19 protein-coding genes are annotated in these 17,303 nt (G+C 65.6%); 8 read left to right on the top strand and 11 right to left on the bottom strand.

Going from position 1 to position 17,303, the window contains the following annotated elements:
* Positions 1–240 precede the first annotated feature (240 nt).
* Positions 241–1,038, top strand: a complete 798-nt coding sequence (locus tag JN302_RS22190; protein WP_202305128.1) for a flagellar biosynthetic protein FliO — start codon at positions 241–243, stop codon at positions 1,036–1,038.
* Between the two features lie 2 nt (positions 1,039–1,040).
* Here JN302_RS22190 and JN302_RS22185 read toward each other — a convergent pair whose 3' ends face one another.
* Complete coding sequence (locus JN302_RS22185) at positions 1,041–2,192, bottom strand: citrate synthase (RefSeq protein ID WP_202329142.1); 1,152 nt, start codon at positions 2,190–2,192, stop codon at positions 1,041–1,043.
* Positions 2,193–2,267: 75 nt separating this feature from the next.
* Here JN302_RS22185 and JN302_RS22180 point away from each other — a divergent pair, with 75 nt between their 5' ends.
* Positions 2,268–3,353, top strand: coding sequence for a citrate synthase/methylcitrate synthase (locus JN302_RS22180; RefSeq protein ID WP_202329140.1), 1,086 nt, complete (start codon positions 2,268–2,270; stop codon positions 3,351–3,353).
* A gap of 97 nt (positions 3,354–3,450) precedes the next feature.
* Here JN302_RS22180 and dksA read toward each other — a convergent pair whose 3' ends face one another.
* Complete coding sequence (gene dksA, locus JN302_RS22175; protein ID WP_202305125.1) at positions 3,451–3,867, bottom strand: RNA polymerase-binding protein DksA; 417 nt, start codon at positions 3,865–3,867, stop codon at positions 3,451–3,453.
* A gap of 292 nt (positions 3,868–4,159) precedes the next feature.
* Here dksA and JN302_RS22170 point away from each other — a divergent pair, with 292 nt between their 5' ends.
* From JN302_RS22170 to JN302_RS22155, 4 genes are all read left to right on the top strand, one after another.
* Positions 4,160–4,663, top strand: coding sequence for a SixA phosphatase family protein (locus JN302_RS22170; protein ID WP_202305119.1), 504 nt, complete (start codon positions 4,160–4,162; stop codon positions 4,661–4,663).
* Positions 4,664–4,736: 73 nt separating this feature from the next.
* Positions 4,737–6,215 (top strand): YcjX family protein, encoded by a 1,479-nt coding sequence (locus tag JN302_RS22165; RefSeq protein ID WP_202329136.1) that lies wholly within the window; start codon positions 4,737–4,739, stop codon positions 6,213–6,215.
* The gene (locus tag JN302_RS22160) at positions 6,212–7,291 is read left to right on the top strand and encodes a YcjF family protein (RefSeq protein WP_202329132.1); all 1,080 of its coding nucleotides are present in this window, start codon (positions 6,212–6,214) and stop codon (positions 7,289–7,291) included. The genes JN302_RS22165 and JN302_RS22160 overlap by 4 nt, the downstream gene beginning before the upstream one ends.
* 144 nt (positions 7,292–7,435) lie before the next feature.
* A complete protein-coding gene (locus JN302_RS22155; protein WP_202329131.1) occupies positions 7,436–7,981 on the top strand; it encodes a hypothetical protein in 546 nt (181 codons plus the stop codon).
* A 27-nt stretch (positions 7,982–8,008) separates the two neighbouring features.
* Here JN302_RS22155 and JN302_RS22150 read toward each other — a convergent pair whose 3' ends face one another.
* From JN302_RS22150 to JN302_RS22140, 3 genes are all read right to left on the bottom strand, one after another.
* Positions 8,009–8,683 (bottom strand): thioesterase domain-containing protein, encoded by a 675-nt coding sequence (locus JN302_RS22150; protein ID WP_202329129.1) that lies wholly within the window; start codon positions 8,681–8,683, stop codon positions 8,009–8,011.
* 93 nt (positions 8,684–8,776) lie between these two features.
* Positions 8,777–9,361, bottom strand: a complete 585-nt coding sequence (locus tag JN302_RS22145; RefSeq protein WP_202329127.1) for a protein-S-isoprenylcysteine O-methyltransferase — start codon at positions 9,359–9,361, stop codon at positions 8,777–8,779.
* Positions 9,358–10,554, bottom strand: a complete 1,197-nt coding sequence (locus tag JN302_RS22140; protein ID WP_202329125.1) for an alpha/beta hydrolase — start codon at positions 10,552–10,554, stop codon at positions 9,358–9,360. The genes JN302_RS22145 and JN302_RS22140 overlap by 4 nt, the downstream gene beginning before the upstream one ends.
* 224 nt (positions 10,555–10,778) lie before the next feature.
* Between JN302_RS22140 and JN302_RS22135 the strand changes: the two genes are divergently transcribed.
* Positions 10,779–12,632, top strand: a complete 1,854-nt coding sequence (locus JN302_RS22135; protein ID WP_202329123.1) for a monovalent cation:proton antiporter-2 (CPA2) family protein — start codon at positions 10,779–10,781, stop codon at positions 12,630–12,632.
* A 149-nt stretch (positions 12,633–12,781) separates the two neighbouring features.
* On the opposite strand, the gene folK is transcribed toward JN302_RS22135, so the two are convergent.
* Genes folK through folP form a run of 3 tightly spaced genes read right to left on the bottom strand, consistent with a single transcriptional unit; the run spans position 12,782 to position 14,499 of the window.
* Positions 12,782–13,297: a 2-amino-4-hydroxy-6-hydroxymethyldihydropteridine diphosphokinase gene (folK, locus tag JN302_RS22130; RefSeq protein WP_202329115.1), complete on the bottom strand. Its 516-nt coding sequence runs from the start codon at positions 13,295–13,297 to the stop codon at positions 12,782–12,784.
* A complete protein-coding gene (gene folB / locus JN302_RS22125) occupies positions 13,281–13,640 on the bottom strand; it encodes a dihydroneopterin aldolase (RefSeq protein WP_202305094.1) in 360 nt (119 codons plus the stop codon). Before folB ends, folK begins: the two co-directional genes overlap by 17 nt.
* Positions 13,641–13,644: 4 nt before the next feature.
* Positions 13,645–14,499, bottom strand: a complete 855-nt coding sequence (gene folP / locus JN302_RS22120) for a dihydropteroate synthase (protein ID WP_202329113.1) — start codon at positions 14,497–14,499, stop codon at positions 13,645–13,647.
* A 154-nt stretch (positions 14,500–14,653) separates the two neighbouring features.
* On the opposite strand from folP, the gene JN302_RS22115 reads away from it, so the two are divergent.
* Entirely contained in the window at positions 14,654–15,271 is a 618-nt protein-coding gene (locus tag JN302_RS22115; protein ID WP_202329111.1) for a DUF922 domain-containing Zn-dependent protease, read from the top strand.
* 48 nt (positions 15,272–15,319) lie between these two features.
* Here the strand turns inward: JN302_RS22115 and JN302_RS22110 are convergent, their stop codons facing one another.
* The 3 genes from JN302_RS22110 to JN302_RS22100 all read right to left on the bottom strand — a co-directional run bounded on the left by JN302_RS22110 (position 15,320) and on the right by JN302_RS22100 (position 17,268).
* Positions 15,320–16,345 (bottom strand): NAD(P)/FAD-dependent oxidoreductase, encoded by a 1,026-nt coding sequence (locus tag JN302_RS22110; protein ID WP_202305091.1) that lies wholly within the window; start codon positions 16,343–16,345, stop codon positions 15,320–15,322.
* Between the two features lie 65 nt (positions 16,346–16,410).
* The gene (locus JN302_RS22105; RefSeq protein ID WP_202305090.1) at positions 16,411–16,731 is read right to left on the bottom strand and encodes a 2Fe-2S iron-sulfur cluster-binding protein; all 321 of its coding nucleotides are present in this window, start codon (positions 16,729–16,731) and stop codon (positions 16,411–16,413) included.
* Between the two features lie 162 nt (positions 16,732–16,893).
* Positions 16,894–17,268, bottom strand: coding sequence for an Hpt domain-containing protein (locus JN302_RS22100; RefSeq protein WP_202305088.1), 375 nt, complete (start codon positions 17,266–17,268; stop codon positions 16,894–16,896).
* Positions 17,269–17,303 lie beyond the last annotated feature (35 nt).

Raw genomic sequence — 17,303 nt, 5'->3', positions numbered from 1 at the left:
CCCGGCCCGGAAAAGGCCCAGCGGGTTTTTCTCACACGATCGGGGCCGGCCGAAAGGCGCAGCGGCCGGTTGCTCGTCGCTTTCGCCCAAAACGGACTTGCAATGCCAGCCCCGCATTTCCCATACTTCCGATATCAGCGTCGGATCGACCGAACCGGGAATGCACGAACCAACTTGCGGTCGGCAGCGTGCGCGGTCTAGTGTCGCGCGCTTCAACGATCCTTGGCGGGAGGTAGAGCGATGCCGGAATGGCTGCAGAGCATTGCGGGCCCAGATTATGCTGCGGCCGTGCTGTGGACGATCGGTGCACTCATCTTGCTCGTCGTGGTGCTGGTCATCATCCGGCTGATCCGCAGCATGACTTTCGGAACTTTCGTGGCGGGCGGCCGCAACCGCAAGACGCGGCTGGCGGTCATGGACGCGACGGCGGTCGACAGTCACAGGCGACTGGTGCTGGTGCGCCGCGACGACGTCGAGCATCTGATCCTGATTGGCGGGCCGACCGATGTCGTGGTCGAGCAGAACATCAGGCTTGGCCAGACGAGACGACCGGCCCTCACCGGCGAGGCGGTGCAGCAGGATTCCGCACCGCGGCCCCAACGCCCCGGCGAACAATCCCGGCCAGCCGAGCCGCAGCGCATGCAACAGGCCCAGCAGCGCATACCGGTGCCGCCGCTTCGCGAACAGCGGCCGCAGCCTCGTCCGCCGGAGCGCGAGGCTGCCCCCCAGCAGCCTCAGCGGGCTGCGCAGCCTCAGCCTGCGCCGCAACCGGCCGTTCAGCCGCAACGCATGGCGCAGCCCATGCGAACGAACCCGTCTGCGCCACCACCCGCCGGCCGCGACGACCATCTGCCGCGCGACCTGCAGGGCTCGGCGCCTCCGCGGGCCAACCCGGCAGACGACATCGACAGGGCGCTTCTGGACGAACTCTCGTCGTCCCTGGACGACGAGCCGCAGCCTTCGGGCAAGGCTGGGCCCGTGTCGCTCGAAGACGAGATGAACAAGCTGCTCGGCGAGTTGTCGAACGGCAAACGCTGACCTCAGGAGCGATCGAGCGCCGGCCCGACATAGCGGGCGCGCGGACGGATGAGCCGCCCTGTCGAGGCCTGCTCCATGGCATGGGCGAGCCAGCCCGCCATACGCGCGGCGGCGAACATCTGGATCGGGGCATCCCTCGGAAGATCGTAGGTGCAGGCAACCGCCACCGTCGCGAAATCGATGTCCGGCCGGATGCCGGTCGCATCGACGGCTTCGCTCGACAACTCCTCCAGCAGGTCGGGCAAGGGCAATTGCGCAAGCAGCGCCGCCGCGCGCGGATCGATATCCGGATAAAGCGGATGACCGAATCCCGGCAACGCATCGCCACGCGCCAGCCTTTCGCGCACGGCCCGGCGGGGCCCCTTGAAGGCGGCCTCGTCGACAAGCGCGCGGACACGACGCGTCGCGCCGCCATGCGAGGGCCCGAGAAGCGCGGCGAAACCCGACAACGCGGCCGCGGCGAGCGGCGCGCCAGTGGACGCTGCAACGCGCGCGGCAAATGCCGACGCATTGAGCTCGTGATCGGCCATGAGCACCAGCGCCATCCTCATGGCCCTCTCGGCAGCCGGATCCCGGTTCCATCTGCGGGCAAAGCCGGCGGCGATATCGGCCCCGGCCGAAAGCTCGGCCCCGAGCGCCGCAGCGACGGAGCGGAGCAGTTTCGCCGATTCCTCCAGCAACGAAACCGCCGCCCTGCCGCGGGTGGGATCCGACCGGCAGGCGGCTGCGGCCAGCATTGACATGGCGGCCTCGATCGGCGGCAGGTCGCCGTCGAAGCCCAACGGCTGGCCGACCTCGGGCAGTTCCGCGACATCCCACAACAGCGCCGCCGCTGCCTCCAGTGTCGCCGTGCGGGCGAGCACGACCGCATCGCGCCCGCGATAGTAGAGGCGTCCGCCCGCGACCGATGAGATCGAAGTGGGCAGGATGGCGTCGCCCCATGAGATGGCGCCTTCGGCAACCTCGGCAGCTCCCCTGCCGCGCCGCCTGTGCTTCACCAGCCCTTCGACCTCGGACCGCGAATAGAGGCTGCGCCGCGGATCCGCGGGATCCGGCAAAGCGGTCAGCAGCTTGCGGCTGACATAGGCGTAAAGCGTCTGCGGCTTGACCCCGAGCAGCCGCAGCGTCTCGTCGCGATCTATCCAGGCAGACATATTGATTATCTTGATCAAGATTGACTGGCGATGATTGACATATCACATCGAGTGAAACTGCGAAGGAGAAAGTTCATGCAGGGTCTCGATGAAGTGATCGCCGCCGAAACCGTTCTCTCGGATGTCGACGGCCTGAACGGACGATTGACCATACGCGGCAGACCCGTGGAGCAACTCGCCCGAAGCGCTGGCGCGGAAGAGGCGGCGCATCTTCTGCTGGACGGTTTCTTTCCGGACCTTTCCGATGTGGAAACGCTCTCCCGCTCGATCGGCGACGCCCGTGTCGAGGTCTTCGACCGACTCGCGCCGCAACTGGCCGCCCTTGCGGCGCTGCCGCCGGTCGATGCGTTGCGCGCCGGCCTCTCGTTTGTCGCGGACGGCGATGATCTCATTACCGCGCATCGGCTTCTGGCCGCGCCTGTCGTGCTGACGCCAGCCATCATAAGGCTGCGCCGCGGTCTCGCGCCGATCGGGCCGACTGCCGACGCCGGTCAGGCGGCCGACATGTTGCGCATGCTTACCGGCGAGGAAACATCGGATGAGGCAAGGCGCGCGCTCGACGCGTATCTGGTGACGGTCTGCGATCACGGCCTCAACGCATCGACTTTCACCGCGCGTATCGTCGCCTCCACCCGTGTGGGGCTGGTCTCGGCCGCGGTCGCGGCGCTCAGCGCTTTGAAGGGTCCGCTTCATGGCGGCGCTCCGGGGCCGGTGCTCGACATGCTGGAGGCAATCGGCGAACCCGATGCCGCCGAAGCCTGGCTCGGTGAGGCGCTGGCGCGCGGAGAAAGACTGATGGGTTTCGGCCACCGCATCTACAAAGTGCGTGATCCGCGCGCCGACGCGCTCAAGGCCGCCCTACGGGCGCTCGGCCGCGCCCGCTCCGGAGCGAGCCGACTCGCGCTCGCCGAAGCCGTCGAGCAGGCGGCGCTCGATATCCTGCGCCGCGAGAAGCCGGGCCGTTCGCTGGAAACAAATGTGGAGTTCTATACGGCGGTCCTGCTCGACGCGCTGGGTTTTCCCGCCGACAGCTTCACCTGCATCTTCGCCGCCGGCCGTATGCCCGGCTGGATCGCCCATTCCCGCGAGCAGGAACTGACGGGACGCCTGATCCGCCCCCAGTCGCGCTATGTCGGCCCAGCGCCGAAACAGGCAGCCTGAAAGACGGCCTGAAAAAACCGGAGTGGGTGGCCGATGGCCGCCCCTTCACTTCCAATACGACGATCTTCACGGCGTCCGCTTGCGCCGAATCTGCCGATCAGTCGTCGCGATAGACCTTCTCGCGCCGCTCATGGCGTTCCTGGGCCTCGATGGACAAGGTCGCGATCGGCCTTGCGTCGAGCCGCTTCAGCGCAATCGGTTCCCCGGTCTCCTCGCAATAGCCGTAAGTGCCCTCGTCGATACGCTGCAGCGCGGCATCGATCTTGGCAATCAGCTTGCGTTGCCTGTCCCTGGCGCGCAGTTCAATGGCGCGATCCGTCTCGGATGACGCCCTGTCAGCCAGATCGGGATGGTTGGCATTTTCCTGCTGGAGAATTTCGAGGGTTTCCCGCGCCTCGCGGAGGATATCGTTCTTCCAGGAAACGAGCTTGGCTCTGAAGTAGGACTTTTGCCGTTCGTTCATGAACGGCTCGTCTTCTGAGGGTACGTAATCGGCATCAACGAGTTCGTTCATTTCGACTCACCCACAACCCTTTGATGGGCGCCTATATATTCGGCGACCACAGACGGCACAAGATCAAACGGCCACACCTTCGTGCAAATGTCCGCGAGCGCGGAAGACCATATCGCGGTGGCTCGTACATCGTCTGCACGGCGAGCGATACCCCTGGGGTGATCGACGTCTAGGACGTTCTGCCTATCCTCTCCCCGCCAGTTGCGCGCGCCGCGCGGCCGGACTACATCCTTCGCATTGCCTTCTGGACATTCCGTCCACCGTCCACGGCAAAATGAGAGGATCCATCCGGATGAGCCGGCTTTTCCTGCTGCGACATGCGAAGGCCGGCTGGGCGGAACCGGGAATGCGCGACTTCGACCGCCCCCTTGACGCGGCGGGACAGGGTCACGCGGAGGCCACCGGGATTGCCATGCGCAACGGCGGCTATGTGCCTGAACTGGTGATCTGCTCCACCGCGCGCCGGGCTCGCCAGACGCTGGAAGGGGTCATCAAGAGCCTGCGGACCGGGCGCATCGTCTACACTGACGGCCTCTACAACACCGACGCCGCAGGCTATGTCGACATCATCCGTGACGCGCCTGCAGTCGGCTCGATCCTCGTCGTCGGCCACAACCCGATGACGGAAGACGTGGCCCTCGCCCTTTCCGGCGACGGCGTCGAAGAGGCAAGGCACGCGATGGTTGCCGGCTTTCCGACATCGGCGCTGGCCGTCATCCGTTTTCCCGGCGCTTTTGCCCAGGCAGCGCCGGGCAGAGGCTATCTCGAGACCTTCCTGACGCCGGCCGACCTCTGAGCGCGGCCGCCGGTTCCAAAGCCGGGCCGGGTCGCCTATATCGGGGGCGTTTGCGGGGCAAGAGACGACCGATTTGGCGACATCGCTGACGACAATCACCGACGAGGCGATGATCGCACTCGATACGTTGTCCGGGCGCGCGGCCGGCCTGTTCTCGCCGTCGCTGCGGCTCGGCGTAACCGGCCTTTCCCGGGCAGGAAAGACGGTGTTCATCACCGCGTTCGTCCACAACCTCATCCATGGCGGGCGCCTGCCGCTCTTCGAGGCGCAAAAATCCGGGCGCATCGCACGCGCCTTTCTGGAGCAGCAGCCCGACGACGCCGTGCCGCGCTTCCAGTACGAGGACCATGTCGACGCGCTGGTTTCGAGCCGGGTCTGGCCGGATTCGACGCGCGCCATTTCCGAGCTTCGGCTGACCATCGAGTATGAATCCGCTTCCGGCTGGGGCCGGCTCTTCTCGCGCGGCAGACTATCGGTCGACATCGTCGACTATCCCGGAGAATGGCTGCTCGACCTGCCGCTTCTCGGCAAGGACTATGCCGAGTTCTCCGCCGACGCGTTCCATCTCGCCAGCCTCCCAGTCCGCGCCGACCTCTCGGAGGAATGGCGTGCGCTCGCGGCCGCGGCCGACCCTCGCGCCGACGCCGACGAAATGACTGCGCGCCGGCTGGCCGAGAGCTTCGCCAGCTACCTCAAGGCCTGCAAGGGCGACAGCCGGGCCTTGTCGACCCTGCCGCCCGGCCGGTTCCTGATGCCCGGCGATCTGGACGGCTCGCCGGCGCTCACCTTCGCTCCGCTGCCCGATCTCGGCGAAAAGCGGGCCAAGCCCGGCTCGCTGCATGCGATGATGGAACGCCGCTACGAGGCCTACAAGACGCATGTGGTGAAGCCGTTCTTCCGCGAGCACATCACCAGGCTCGACCGGCAGATCGTTCTGATCGACGCCATGCAGGCCCTGAATGCCGGATCGGCTGCGGTAACCGATCTCGAGCGCGCCGTCACCGAAATCCTCTCCTGCTTCCGGCCCGGGCGCGGCAGCCTCTTCACCGACCTCTTCTCGCGGCGCATCGACAGGATACTGATCGCCGCGACCAAAGCCGACCACATCCATCACGAAAGCCACGATCGCCTCCAGGCGATCGTGCGGCGTCTGGCCGACCGCGCTGTCGCACGCGCGGACCTCACCGGCGCCGAGGTCGATGTCCTGGCCATTGCGGCGGTGCGCGCCACGCGCGAAGGCACCGTCAGGCAGGGCCGCGAAACACTGCCCGTCATCATCGGGACGCCTCTGGCGGGCGAGACGATCAACGGCGAAGCCTTCGACGGCACGACGGAGACCGCGATCTTCCCCGGCGACCTTCCGGACAAGCCGGGTTCCGTGTTTGCGTCGCCCGCTTCCGGCGGGTCGCACGACTCCGGGCATCCGACGATCCGGTTCGTCCGATTCCGGCCGCCCAAGCTCGAACGCACCGCAGAGGGCGTAACGCTTTCCCTGCCGCACATCCGGCTCGACCGCGCGCTGCAGTTCCTTATCGGAGACCGACTGTCATGAAGGAGCCAAGACGACCGGCCGCCTTCCGGCTCGATCCGGAACCCCGGCCTGGCGAGACGGACGACGCGACGACCAAGCCCCATGCGGCGCCGCGCAAGCCGCGCGCAGTGAAGGATGTCGCTGTCGTGCTGCCGGCCGAAACCGACATCTTCGACGAACCCGATCTGGTGGCGAGCACGCCGCCGCCGGCCACGGCGCCGAAACGGCGCTCGCGTATCGGCGCCATTTTCCTGGGCGCGGCCGGCGTTCTGGTGACGCTGGCCATCGGACTTTGGACTGATCGCCTGATCCGCGACCTTTTCATGCGCGCGGACTGGCTGGGCTGGCTGGCGATCGGCACGGCAGCGGTCGCGGCAGCGGCTCTGCTGATCATCCTGATGCGCGAAATACTGGGACTCGCGCGTCTCGCCTCGGTGGAGAAGCTGCGCAGCCGCGCCGCCGACGCCGCCGCCCGCAACGACCCCAAGCTGGCGAAAAACGTCGTATCCGAGCTCGCGACGCTCGTCTCGGCGAAACCCGAGACCGCAGCGGGGCGGCGCGCGGTGGCAGACCTCGGGAACGAAATCATCGACGGCAGCGACCTCATCCGCATTGCCGAGGCCGAGATCCTGGCGCCGCTCGACGCACAGGCCAAGATCCTCGTGCTTGACGCCGCCAAGCGTGTTTCCCTGGTCACCGCCGTCAGCCCCCGGGCCCTTGTCGATGTGGCCTATGTCGTGTTCGAGGCCGGCCGGCTGATCCGGCGCCTTGCCGAGCTCTACGGCGGACGTCCCGGGACGCTGGGTTTCTTCCGGCTGACGCGCAGCGTGCTTGCCCATCTGGCGGTGACCGGCTCGATGGCGGTCGGCGACAGTTTCGTCCAGCAGATCGTCGGGCACGGCCTCGCCGCCAAGCTGTCGGCCAAGCTCGGCGAAGGCGTGGTCAACGGCATGATGACGGCACGCATCGGCCTGGCAGCCATGGAAACGGCACGGCCGCTGCCCTTCCTGGCTGTCGCTCGGCCCGGCCTCGGCGACTTCCTGGCCGCCCTGGCCTCGTTCTCCAAACGCAAGGAGGAAACGGGCGGGCAGAGCTGATCCGCTCGGTGCCCGGCCGACCCCGCATGCACGTTGTGGATTGAATCGGCGGCCGGAGACAGGTAGACGAAGCGTTAACCAATCATGTTCATGGTTCAGTCAGGTAATTGTTCCCCCCGTCCCGACGTAGCCAGGTGTTCCTTGATGAAACGCGCTATGCTGTCCGCCTTCCTGCCGCTCGCGACGGCTTCGGCCGTTGTCGGCCTTACCGCGGCCGCCGAGGCCAATGAGCGCGACAAGAAGTTCTTCCAGCAGGTTGAAGGCGAGTGGGTCGGTCCCGGCGAGATCGTCGCGGGCAAATACAAGGGCACCAAATTCACCTGTTCGTTCACCGGCTCCACGCCCGAGGCATCGGTCGGCATGACGCTGGACGGAAGCTGCCGGGTGGGCGTGTTCACCCAGAAGATGTCGGCGACGGTGGAGCGCAAGGGCAGCGGCTATCGCGGAACCTTCATGGACGGCGCCGCCGGCAAGGGGCTGGACGTCGTCTCCGGCAATGTCGACGGCCGCCGGGTGGTGCTCGGCCTCAACCGTGCCGCGCTGAAGGGCGCCATGATCGCCAGGCTCTCCGACGACGATGCCATGACGGTGACCGTCTCGGTTCGTGTCGAGAAGCAGATGGTGCCCGTCATCGGCATGAATCTGAAGCGCGTCGACGGCGCGGCGGTTGGCTCCGTCGCCCAGAAATAGCCGTCCCGGGCGGCTGGCCGCGGACGGTTAGGACTTTGCCGTGCCCTTGCCGGGCCGGATGATACGAAGCACGTTACGGATCACTTCCTGATGGATGTTGGCCTGCTTCTCGATGTTGAAGTGACCGATGTTCGGCGACTCTGAATAGTCCTTGTTGTCGAGGGCCCCGTGGAAACCGGCGGCTCCGACGAGCTTCTCGCCCCAGCCATGGGTGGCAAAATAATAGTTGGCCACCTTCTCCACATTGCCGGGCACCGGCTCTGGTGCGGTCGCCGCAAAGGTGACCAGGTACTGGACCTCGATGTTCCGCGCGCGCAGCCGTTCCGCGACCAGTATGGCCGCGTTGGCGCCCAGCGAATGGCCGATAAGGACGACAGGCTTGCGGCCATGACGCTTCTGGTTCGCGATGATGGTCGACGCCGCCGATTCCCAGGCGCCATGGCCGATAACCTTCACGTCGATGCCATGCTCGACGAGCTTGGCACCAAGCTCGTCGAGGCCACGCGAGAATATGTCGGCGAAGCCGCGCAGCAGATAGATATCGCCCGCATAGGCCTGCTTCGTCGCGGCGCCCGCATACGCAGCGGCCGGTCTGTTGACCTGTGCCGGCCTGCCTTCGGCATCGGCGCCGGCAGGGACGGCCGTTGCGGCCAGCACGGCCAATACCAGCCTCACGGAAACCCGAAAGGGTATCGGCGTCACGATCGATCAAGCCCCGCCCAAGAATCTGGGGCGCTTACTGCATAAACATTGCCGCGAAGTCGAGCAGCCCGCCTGCAACCCACGCGATCGTGATCAGAAGACCCGTGGTATCACGCGTCCGGTCCGTGCCGCGTACTCGTCATAATCCGCGCCGAACGTTCGTCGCATAAGCTCCTCCTCGCGGCCGACGCGATGGAAATAGAGCAGTCCGACTCCCACGAGACCGGCAAACCCGGCAGCAAAGTTCGGAATAAGGAAAGCCTGCGCGATCGCCCAAAGCCAGAACGACGAATACATGGGGTGGCGGACATATCTGTAGAGCCCGTCGGTGACAAGCTGGTGCCTTTCGCGGATTTCGAGCGTCACCGACCAATTCTTGCCGAGCTGGCGATGGCTGACATGGAACATCACGAGGCAAAGAACCAGCAGCGCCGTGCCGATCCAGCCCATCCAGGGGCGAAAGGTATAGTCCGCGGCAGCGGGGAAGCCTGTGGCCATATAGATCACTGGAATGAGCGAAAGTCCGACGCCGGCGGCCGCCAGCACGATCCGGTCTGCCAGGGAGCGGCCGTCGCTGACCACGGCGATCCTGCGCGACCGCCGCTGATACGGCCAGCGTATGGCGAACCAGGCGATCAGGCCGGCGATCCAGACCGCGTGGGCGAAAGTCTGCGTCATATCGTGCTCTCCTCGGAGAGACCCGCGCCGACGAAGCTCTTCTCCGCACGGACCCGCAGGGGCAGCGGGCCGCAACAGATCATGAAGAAGTCGTAGAAATAGCGCTTGGTGTTGCCGAAAATGTACTGGTAGTGCACGCGGAAGAAATTGCGCTTGATGCGCTTGTAGGTCGCGTCCTCCAGCATGTCGCGCATGCGAACCTGCCGCACGAGCGGGAACGGCAGGTTCTCGCCGGCCCGGCGCGGGCTCAGTTCCATCAATGCTACCGGATCGGTCTTGTAGAAATTGATGACGTCCGTGAGGCACTGGATCTCGACCCAGTCGATCCGACCGTCGTCGACCAGCGTCTGCACCTTCCGTCGGAAGGCCCCAGCCGCCGGATGAAGTCCGATCTTGAGGGCGGTCGAGCCCAGTGTCAGCACGCACACACGAGCCTTGCGACGTGCCAGAAGCCGGTCGGCGGCGAGCGCGTAGCCAGCGACGTCCAGGATCAGAGCGCCGCCGGTGCTGTGGCCGACCAGCAGGATCTCGTCATAGTCGAATTGCACGGCCTGCGCCGCGACCAAGTCGCCACAACGCCGGAGTTGCGCATCGGCGTCCGGCCGCCGACCACGCAGATAGTCGCGCGAGAAGGACCACAGATCCATGAGATGCGTGATCGACCAGCGCCTGCCCAGCGTGGCGAGCAGGCCGAAGAAGAGGATGAGCCCGGCGGCCGCGCCGAGCGGCAACGCGCCCGGCATCCCGGTCTGTATCAGCCACCGGCCGACAAACGTACCGGCGGCCGCGAAGACGAAAAGCATGAAGAAGGGGTAGAGCATGTAGAGGCCGAAGCGCCAGCTCGCCGCGAAGAGCCGAAACAACGTGCCGCTCGCGACATAGTCGCCGAACATCACCAGATATTTCCACAGGCGCTTCGGCAGCGGCTTGGCGAAGTCTCCCAGCACGATCCTGTCGAGCACGAAAAAACTGAAGTCCGTCTCGGTCGCCCAGTTGCCAGCGCTGGTCCGGATTGCGGCGCGGCCAACTTCGCCGTCCGGAGACAGTTCTACGGGGGAGATGGAGGTCGACACGCCCCAGACCTTGTCGAAGCGCGCGATCTCCTTGCCGAGCCGGCCGAAGAAGGATTCCGCCGTCTTCGGGTCGTATCCGCCGATGAAGAAGACGGCGCGCCGGGTAATCCTGTCAGTCATGGCAATTCGGGATCATCGATTTCGCGATCGGGCGGAAAGCTCGACGGAGCGCCGCCGCTTCTACCCGGGTCGCTCACCGGCGTGCAAGCGTCGAACGGCGACCGTTGACCGGTTGCGGTCATGGAAACTCTGGCAGAGTAGTCAGGTTGCCTTTGCTCATTCCGCTGCTCATAGTCTACGACGAAGCGCCCGCGCGGCGTATCACAGATGGAGATTACCTGAGCATGGCTGCCGAAGCGACCGGAAACGATCTGGTTCATGTTGTCGCGCTGCTCGGCGCCGCGGTCGTCGTCGTGCCGATCTTCAGGCGCCTCGGCCTGGGCTCTATCCTCGGCTACCTCGCCGCCGGGCTGCTGATCGGCCCGTTCGGCCTGCGAATCTTCACGGACCCGGCGGCAATCCTCCATGTCGCGGAGCTCGGCGTGGTCATGTTCCTGTTCATCATAGGGCTCGAGATGCGACCTTCGCGGCTATGGAGCCTGCGTGCAGAGATCTTCGGCCTCGGTGCGTTCCAGGTTGGCCTGTGTGCCGCGCTGCTTACCCTGCTCGGACTCGCCGGCGGTTTTCCGGCAGCCGTGTCCTTCGTCGCCGGCGCCGGCTTCGTGCTGACCTCCACGGCGATCGTCATGCAGTCGCTCGAGGAGCGCGGCGACATGTCTTCGCCGAGCGGCCAGCGCATGGTTGCGATCCTGTTGCTGGAAGATCTGGCGATCGTGCCCCTGCTGGCCGCGGTCGCATTCCTTGCTCCAACCACCAGCGGGGAAGAAACCGGTCTTGCGGCCCGCTTCACCTCGATCGCAATCGGAGTCGGCTCGATCGTCGGCCTCGTCGTCGCCGGCCGCTACCTGCTCAATCCCCTTTTCCGGATCCTCGCCGATTCGCGCGCCCGCGAGGTGATGACGGCTGCCGCCCTGCTGGTGGTGCTGGGCTCCGCGCTCGCCCTCCAGCTCGGCGGCCTGTCGATGGCGATGGGCGCCTTCCTCGCTGGCGTGCTGCTCTCCGAGTCGACCTTCCGCCACCAGCTCGAGGCCGACATCGAGCCGTTCCGCGGTATCCTGCTCGGCCTGTTCTTCCTGGCGGTGGGCATGTCGCTCGACCTCAGCGTCGTGGCCAGCAACTGGCGGCTCGTTGCGGTCTATGTCGTGGCCTACATGGTGGTGAAGGCGCTCGGCATCTATTGTGTGGCGCGCATCCTGCGCTCGGGCCATCGCGAAGCGCTCGAACGCGCGGTGATGATGGCACAAGGCGGAGAATTCGCGTTCGTACTCTACTCCTCCGCCATGAGCGCCGGCATCATCGACGGCGAGGCGAATGCCGTGCTCACCGCCATCATCATCATTTCGATGGTGCTGACGCCGCTGGCGCTGCTCATGCTTCGACTGCTGACACCGGCCGAAAAAGTGTCGCTCGACGGCGTCGACATGGTCGAGGAACTGAACGGCTCCGTGCTCGTCATCGGCTTCGGCCGTTTCGGCCAGATCGCCAGCCAGCCGCTGCTTCTCAACGGCGTCGATGTCTCGATCATCGACAACGATGTCGAGATGATCCAGGCGGCGGCGAATTTCGGCTTCAAGGTCTATTATGGCGACGGCACGCGCCTCGACATCCTGCATGCCGCCGGCGCCGGGCGGGCGCGCGCCGTGCTCGTCTGCGTCGACAAGGGCGACATCGCCGTCCGCATCACCGAGCTGATCAAATCTGAATATCCGCTCGTGCCGCTCCTCGTCCGCGCCTACGACCGAGGCATCGCACTGCAACTCGTCGGCGCCGGAGCGGACTATCAGCTCCGCGAGACCTTTGAATCCGCCCTCGTCTTCGGCCAGCAGACGCTCGAAACGCTGGGGGTCGACACCGAAGAGGCGGCCGAGCTTATAGCCGACGTGCGCCGCCGCGACGAGGGGCGTTTCGAGGCGCAACTCACCGGTGGGCTGCAGGCGGGCCGCGGCTTCATGAAGGGCAATATGCCGGTGCCTGTGCCCACCCCGCTGACCCCGCCGCGCCAGACCGGCCGTGCGATGAACGAGGAGACCGCCGCCGTGCTGGACGAGGCGGCGAAGGCCGGCGCCTCATCCATGTGATGCCAACGGCAATTCCGTTGGCATCAGGCGCGCGCCCGAGACCTGCAGCGTGTCGAGTGAAGAAGGCTTCACGCGACAACGCTGCAGGTTATTGATTTGGCGCATATGTCTTTTCCCCGAAACCGCTACACACTTCGGGGAGACATGCTTCATGCCTTCCACCAGTCGTTTCCGGCTAGCAGCCTTTCGATGTCGGTCCGGTCGATGGTCGCGGCCCGTTCGGCGGCCGGGCTTCCGGCAATCATCAGACCTGGTGCGATCTCGGCCAGCGGCACCAGCACGAAGGCGCGCTCACCCATGCGCGGATGGGGGAGCTCCAGCCCGGGCTCATGCAGTTCGACGTCACCGAAGACCAGGAGATCGATATCGACGATGCGCGGCCCCCATCGCTCCTTGCGGACCCGCTTCAACGCCCGCTCTGCGGCCAGGCAGAGATCGAGCAGGTCGTGCGGCGTCCGGCGCGTCGCGATCTCTGCGGCGCTGTTGAGGAAGTCGGGCTGGTCGAGCTTGCCCCAGGGTGGCGTGCGGTAAAGGGAGGAGACGGTGACCACGCGGGTCAGCGGATCCTCGTCCAGCATGCGCAAGGCAGCGCCCATCGACTTCGCGGGATCGCCCAGATTGCCGCCGAGACTGAGAAAGGCGCGCTGCTCACTCGGGCCAGGCAACGGTCACCTCGACATGGTCGAGCACGCCCGGGACCGGCGCGTTCGGCTTGCGCACGGTGATCTCCGCGCGCTTGATCTGTGGGAAACGATCGACCAGGGCCTTGGCGACATCAAGCGCCAGTGCCTCGATCAGGAAGCGGCGTTCGCCGGTGACGATCTTCTCGATCACACCGAAGGCCACGCCATAATCCACGGTGCCGGCGATCAGATCCTCCTCCAGCGCGCGTCCGGGATCCACCGCCAGCACAGCGTCGACATAAAAACGCTGCCCCAGCTTTTCTTCCTCGTCATGCAGGCCATGGCGGGCAAAGAACGCGCAGTTCTTCATGCGGATCACATACATGGCTTCAGCATTCCGTCGGGTTCGAGGTGTCCTGGGCGGCAAGAATAGCATCCGCGACGGCGAGAGCGTCCACATTGGTTGCGACATCGTGGACGCGGAAAAGCGCAGCGCCCTTAAGCCGCAATATGGCGCTGGTCCCCGCCGTACCGACGTCGCGGCGCTCCGCCTCGCGGCCCGTAATGGCACCGACGAAGCGCTTGCGTGACGTTCCCGCCAGGAGAGGAAAGCCGAGCGCGTGGAGTTCCTCGAAGCGGGCCATCAGCGCGACGTTCTCCTCGGTTGTCTCCTTGCCGAAGCCGAAGCCCGGGTCGAGCACGATCCTGTCGTGGGCGACGCCGGCCGCGTCGGCGATCTCGAGCGACCTTCGCAGGAAGTGGAACTGGTCGGCGATGACATCGGGGCATCTCTCGCGGTTGCGCGACGTGTGCATGATCACCAGGCCGGCGCCGGTCTCGACAGCGACCCTGGCGATGCCGGGCTCACGCTGCAGGCCCCAGACGTCGTTCACGATATGCGCACCGGCCGCGACGGCGCGACGAGCGGTCTCTTCGCGATATGTATCGACGGAAACCAGCATGCCACTCCCGGCGAGAGCTTCGATCACGGGAAGGATACGCGCCTGTTCTTCGGCCGCCGAAACGGCCGCGGCGCCTGGCCGCGTCGATTCTCCGCCGACATCGACGATCGCCGCGCCCTCCGCCGCCATGCGTTCAGCCTGCGCCAGCGCTGCCTCGGCCGCAACGAAACGCCCCCCGTCGGAGAAGCTGTCCGGCGTCACGTTCAATATCCCCATGACCAGCGCCTTTGCGCCGATGTCGATGTGGCGTCCATGCGCCAGATGCCAACGTATCGTCTTCATGGGCCGATCCGGTTTCGGCGCCTTGTGCGGTCGGCGTATCCGAAATGCAACGGCCTTTTCATATTCGGGCGCAATATTGCGCATCCGTCCCATATTGGCGCATTTGCCGTTGCGCGTCATGGCCGGGTCGAGCAAGGTGGAGTTCGAGGTGTCCATGAAAACAGCTTTTCTCGCCGCCGGCTTCCTGGGCCTGGCCCTTTTTCCGGCGCAGGGCGCTTCCATCGCAAAGAGCTACAGCTACTTCACGATCGGCGGCAGCACGCTGGAAGAGATCGAGAACGAGCTGAGCGTACGCGGTCCACAGGTCAAGAGCACCGGCCGTCGCCATCCGGGCGCCACCCAGATGGAGTTCACCTCGCGCATCACCTATGCCACCGACCAGAAGGGCCGCTGTTCGGTGAACGACGCCAAGGTGACCGTCCGCGCCAAGATGATCTTGCCGCGCTGGAAGCAGCGCGGCAAGGCGGAGCGCGATGTACGCCTCATCTGGGACACGTTGTCGTCCGACATCAAGCGGCACGAGGAAAGCCATGTCGTCATCGCCAAGAACCATGCGCGCGACATGGAGGAGCAATTGAAGCAGATCGGGCGGCAGAAGGACTGCGCAACCGCCCAAGCGAAGGCGCAGGCCGTGACGAGCAGGGTGCTGGCCAAACACGACGCCGCCCAGGACCGCTTCGACAGGATCGAAGGCATGAATTTCGAGAACCGGATCCTGTCTCTGCTGAAGTACCGGATGGAGCAGATCCGCGCGAGCCAGAAACGGCAATAGCGCCGCGAAGGAGCTTGCCCCCGCAGGCGGGGTCCTGTGACGTTGGGTTCAGGCCACTCCCAGCTTCTTCTGCAGGCTGGTCGACGACGTCGTGTATTGGAAGACGATCCGCTCGCCGGGGCTGACGATCCGCTTCGCCGCCTGCGCCATCAGCGCCGCTTCGTGGAAGCCCGACAGGATCAGCTTCAGCTTGCCCGGATACCAGTTGATGTCGCCGATGGCGAAGATGCCGGGCACCGAGGTCTGGAACTTCTCGGTATCGACCGGGATCTGGTTCTCGTGCAGGTTCAAGCCCCAATCCGCGATCGGCCCCAGTTTCATGGTGAGGCCGAAGAACGGAAGCAGCCGCGTGCACGGGACTTCGACATCGCCGCCCGGTCCCTTGACCGTCGCGGAGCGCAGCAGCCCGTCATTGCCGGCAAGGGCCGTCACCTGCCCCACCTGGAAATCGAGCTGCTTCATCTCCTGCAGCGCGTACATCTTGTTGACGCTGTCGGGCGCAGCGCGGAATTCCGGCCGCCTGTGGACGAGCGTCACGCTCCTTGCGACCGGCTGCAGGTTGAGCGTCCAGTCCAAAGCGGAATCGCCGCCGCCGACGATGACAAGGTCGTGTCCGCGGAACTCCTCCATGCGGCGCACCGAATAGAAGACGCTCCTGCCCTCATAGGCCTCGATGCCGGGTATGGGCGGCCGCTTCGGCTGGAACGAGCCGCCGCCGGCGGCGATCACCACCACCTTCGCCTCGAACACCTCGTCCTCGTCGGTGGTGACGCGAAAGCTGCCGTCGTCGAGTTGCGCCAGCCCGGAGACCATGCGGTTGAAGGTGAACTCCGGGTGGAACGGAGCGATCTGTTCCATGAGCTTGTCGACCAGCCCCTGGGCCGAGATCGAGGGATAGCCCGGGATGTCGTAGATGGGCTTTTCCGGATAGAGCTCCGCGCACTGTCCGCCGGGCCGGTCGAGAATGTCGATGAGATGACATTTCATGTCGAACAGGCCGAGTTCGAACACGGCGAACAGGGCCACCGGTCCCGCACCGATGATCAGGATGTCGGTCTTCTTGGGCGAGCTCATGCGTCCTCCAGGAGGCTCCGGAAGCCGGCCCGGAGCGTGCAGGCCGGGTCACCCGGCGCGAGGTGCTAACCTTGCCGTTCGGGAATGCGCACGACAAGACCGTCGAGCTCGTCGCGCACCTTGATCTGACACGACAGCCGCGAATTCGGCCGAACGTCGTAGGCGAAATCGAGCATGTCCTCTTCCATCGCCTCGGGTTCGCCGACGACCTCGGACCAGGCTTCGTCGACATAGACGTGGCAGGTCGCGCAGGCACAGGCGCCGCCGCATTCGGCCTCGATCCCCGGGACGGCGTTGCGGATGGCGTTTTCCATGACCGTCGACCCGTTCTCCGCCTCGACCTCGAACTGCGTGCCGTCAAAGGCGATATAGGTAAGCTTGGTCATCAGCCGGTCCCGCATGGAAGAAACCATGCCGAGATAATGACTCCCGCACGCATGTCAACTGCGGCCAAAAAGCGGCATCGAAGCGCCATGCGCCTCGCTTGGACGTACAACGAATGCTCGCCGCTATCCAGTCGTGGATCGTCGATCCCCAGGGAAGGTCCGTCAGCGGCTGATGGAGGCGATGAAGTCGCGCGCTTCCTCGATCAAGGCGGAGAGATGTCTGACCGCACCGCTATCGTCGGGCTGCGTCTCGATCCTGCCCACACAGTCGGCGATTGCGAAGGCGCCGACGCCTCGCGCCGCGCCCTTCAAGGCATGCGCCAGGCGGAGCCGCTCCACGGGGCTCGCCGCTCCCAGTTGATCGCAAACGGAGACCGCCTGCTGGACGAAGAGATCGAGGACCTCGCGCTCGATCTCGCGATCCCCCAGCGTCTGCCGTGAAAGGTGTGCCAAATCGATCGGACGCGTACAGGCCTTGCGGGACGACTCGCCGCCCGGCCGGCCGAACGCCGCCGTTCCGTCTCCACCGAGAGTCATCGGGGCACCCCCCAATCAATGGTTGATATCATTGC

This window comes from Mesorhizobium sp. L-8-3, assembly GCF_016756615.1.
Taxonomy (GTDB): Bacteria; Pseudomonadota; Alphaproteobacteria; order Rhizobiales; family Rhizobiaceae.
This window is presented reverse-complemented; position numbering and strand designations above follow the sequence as displayed.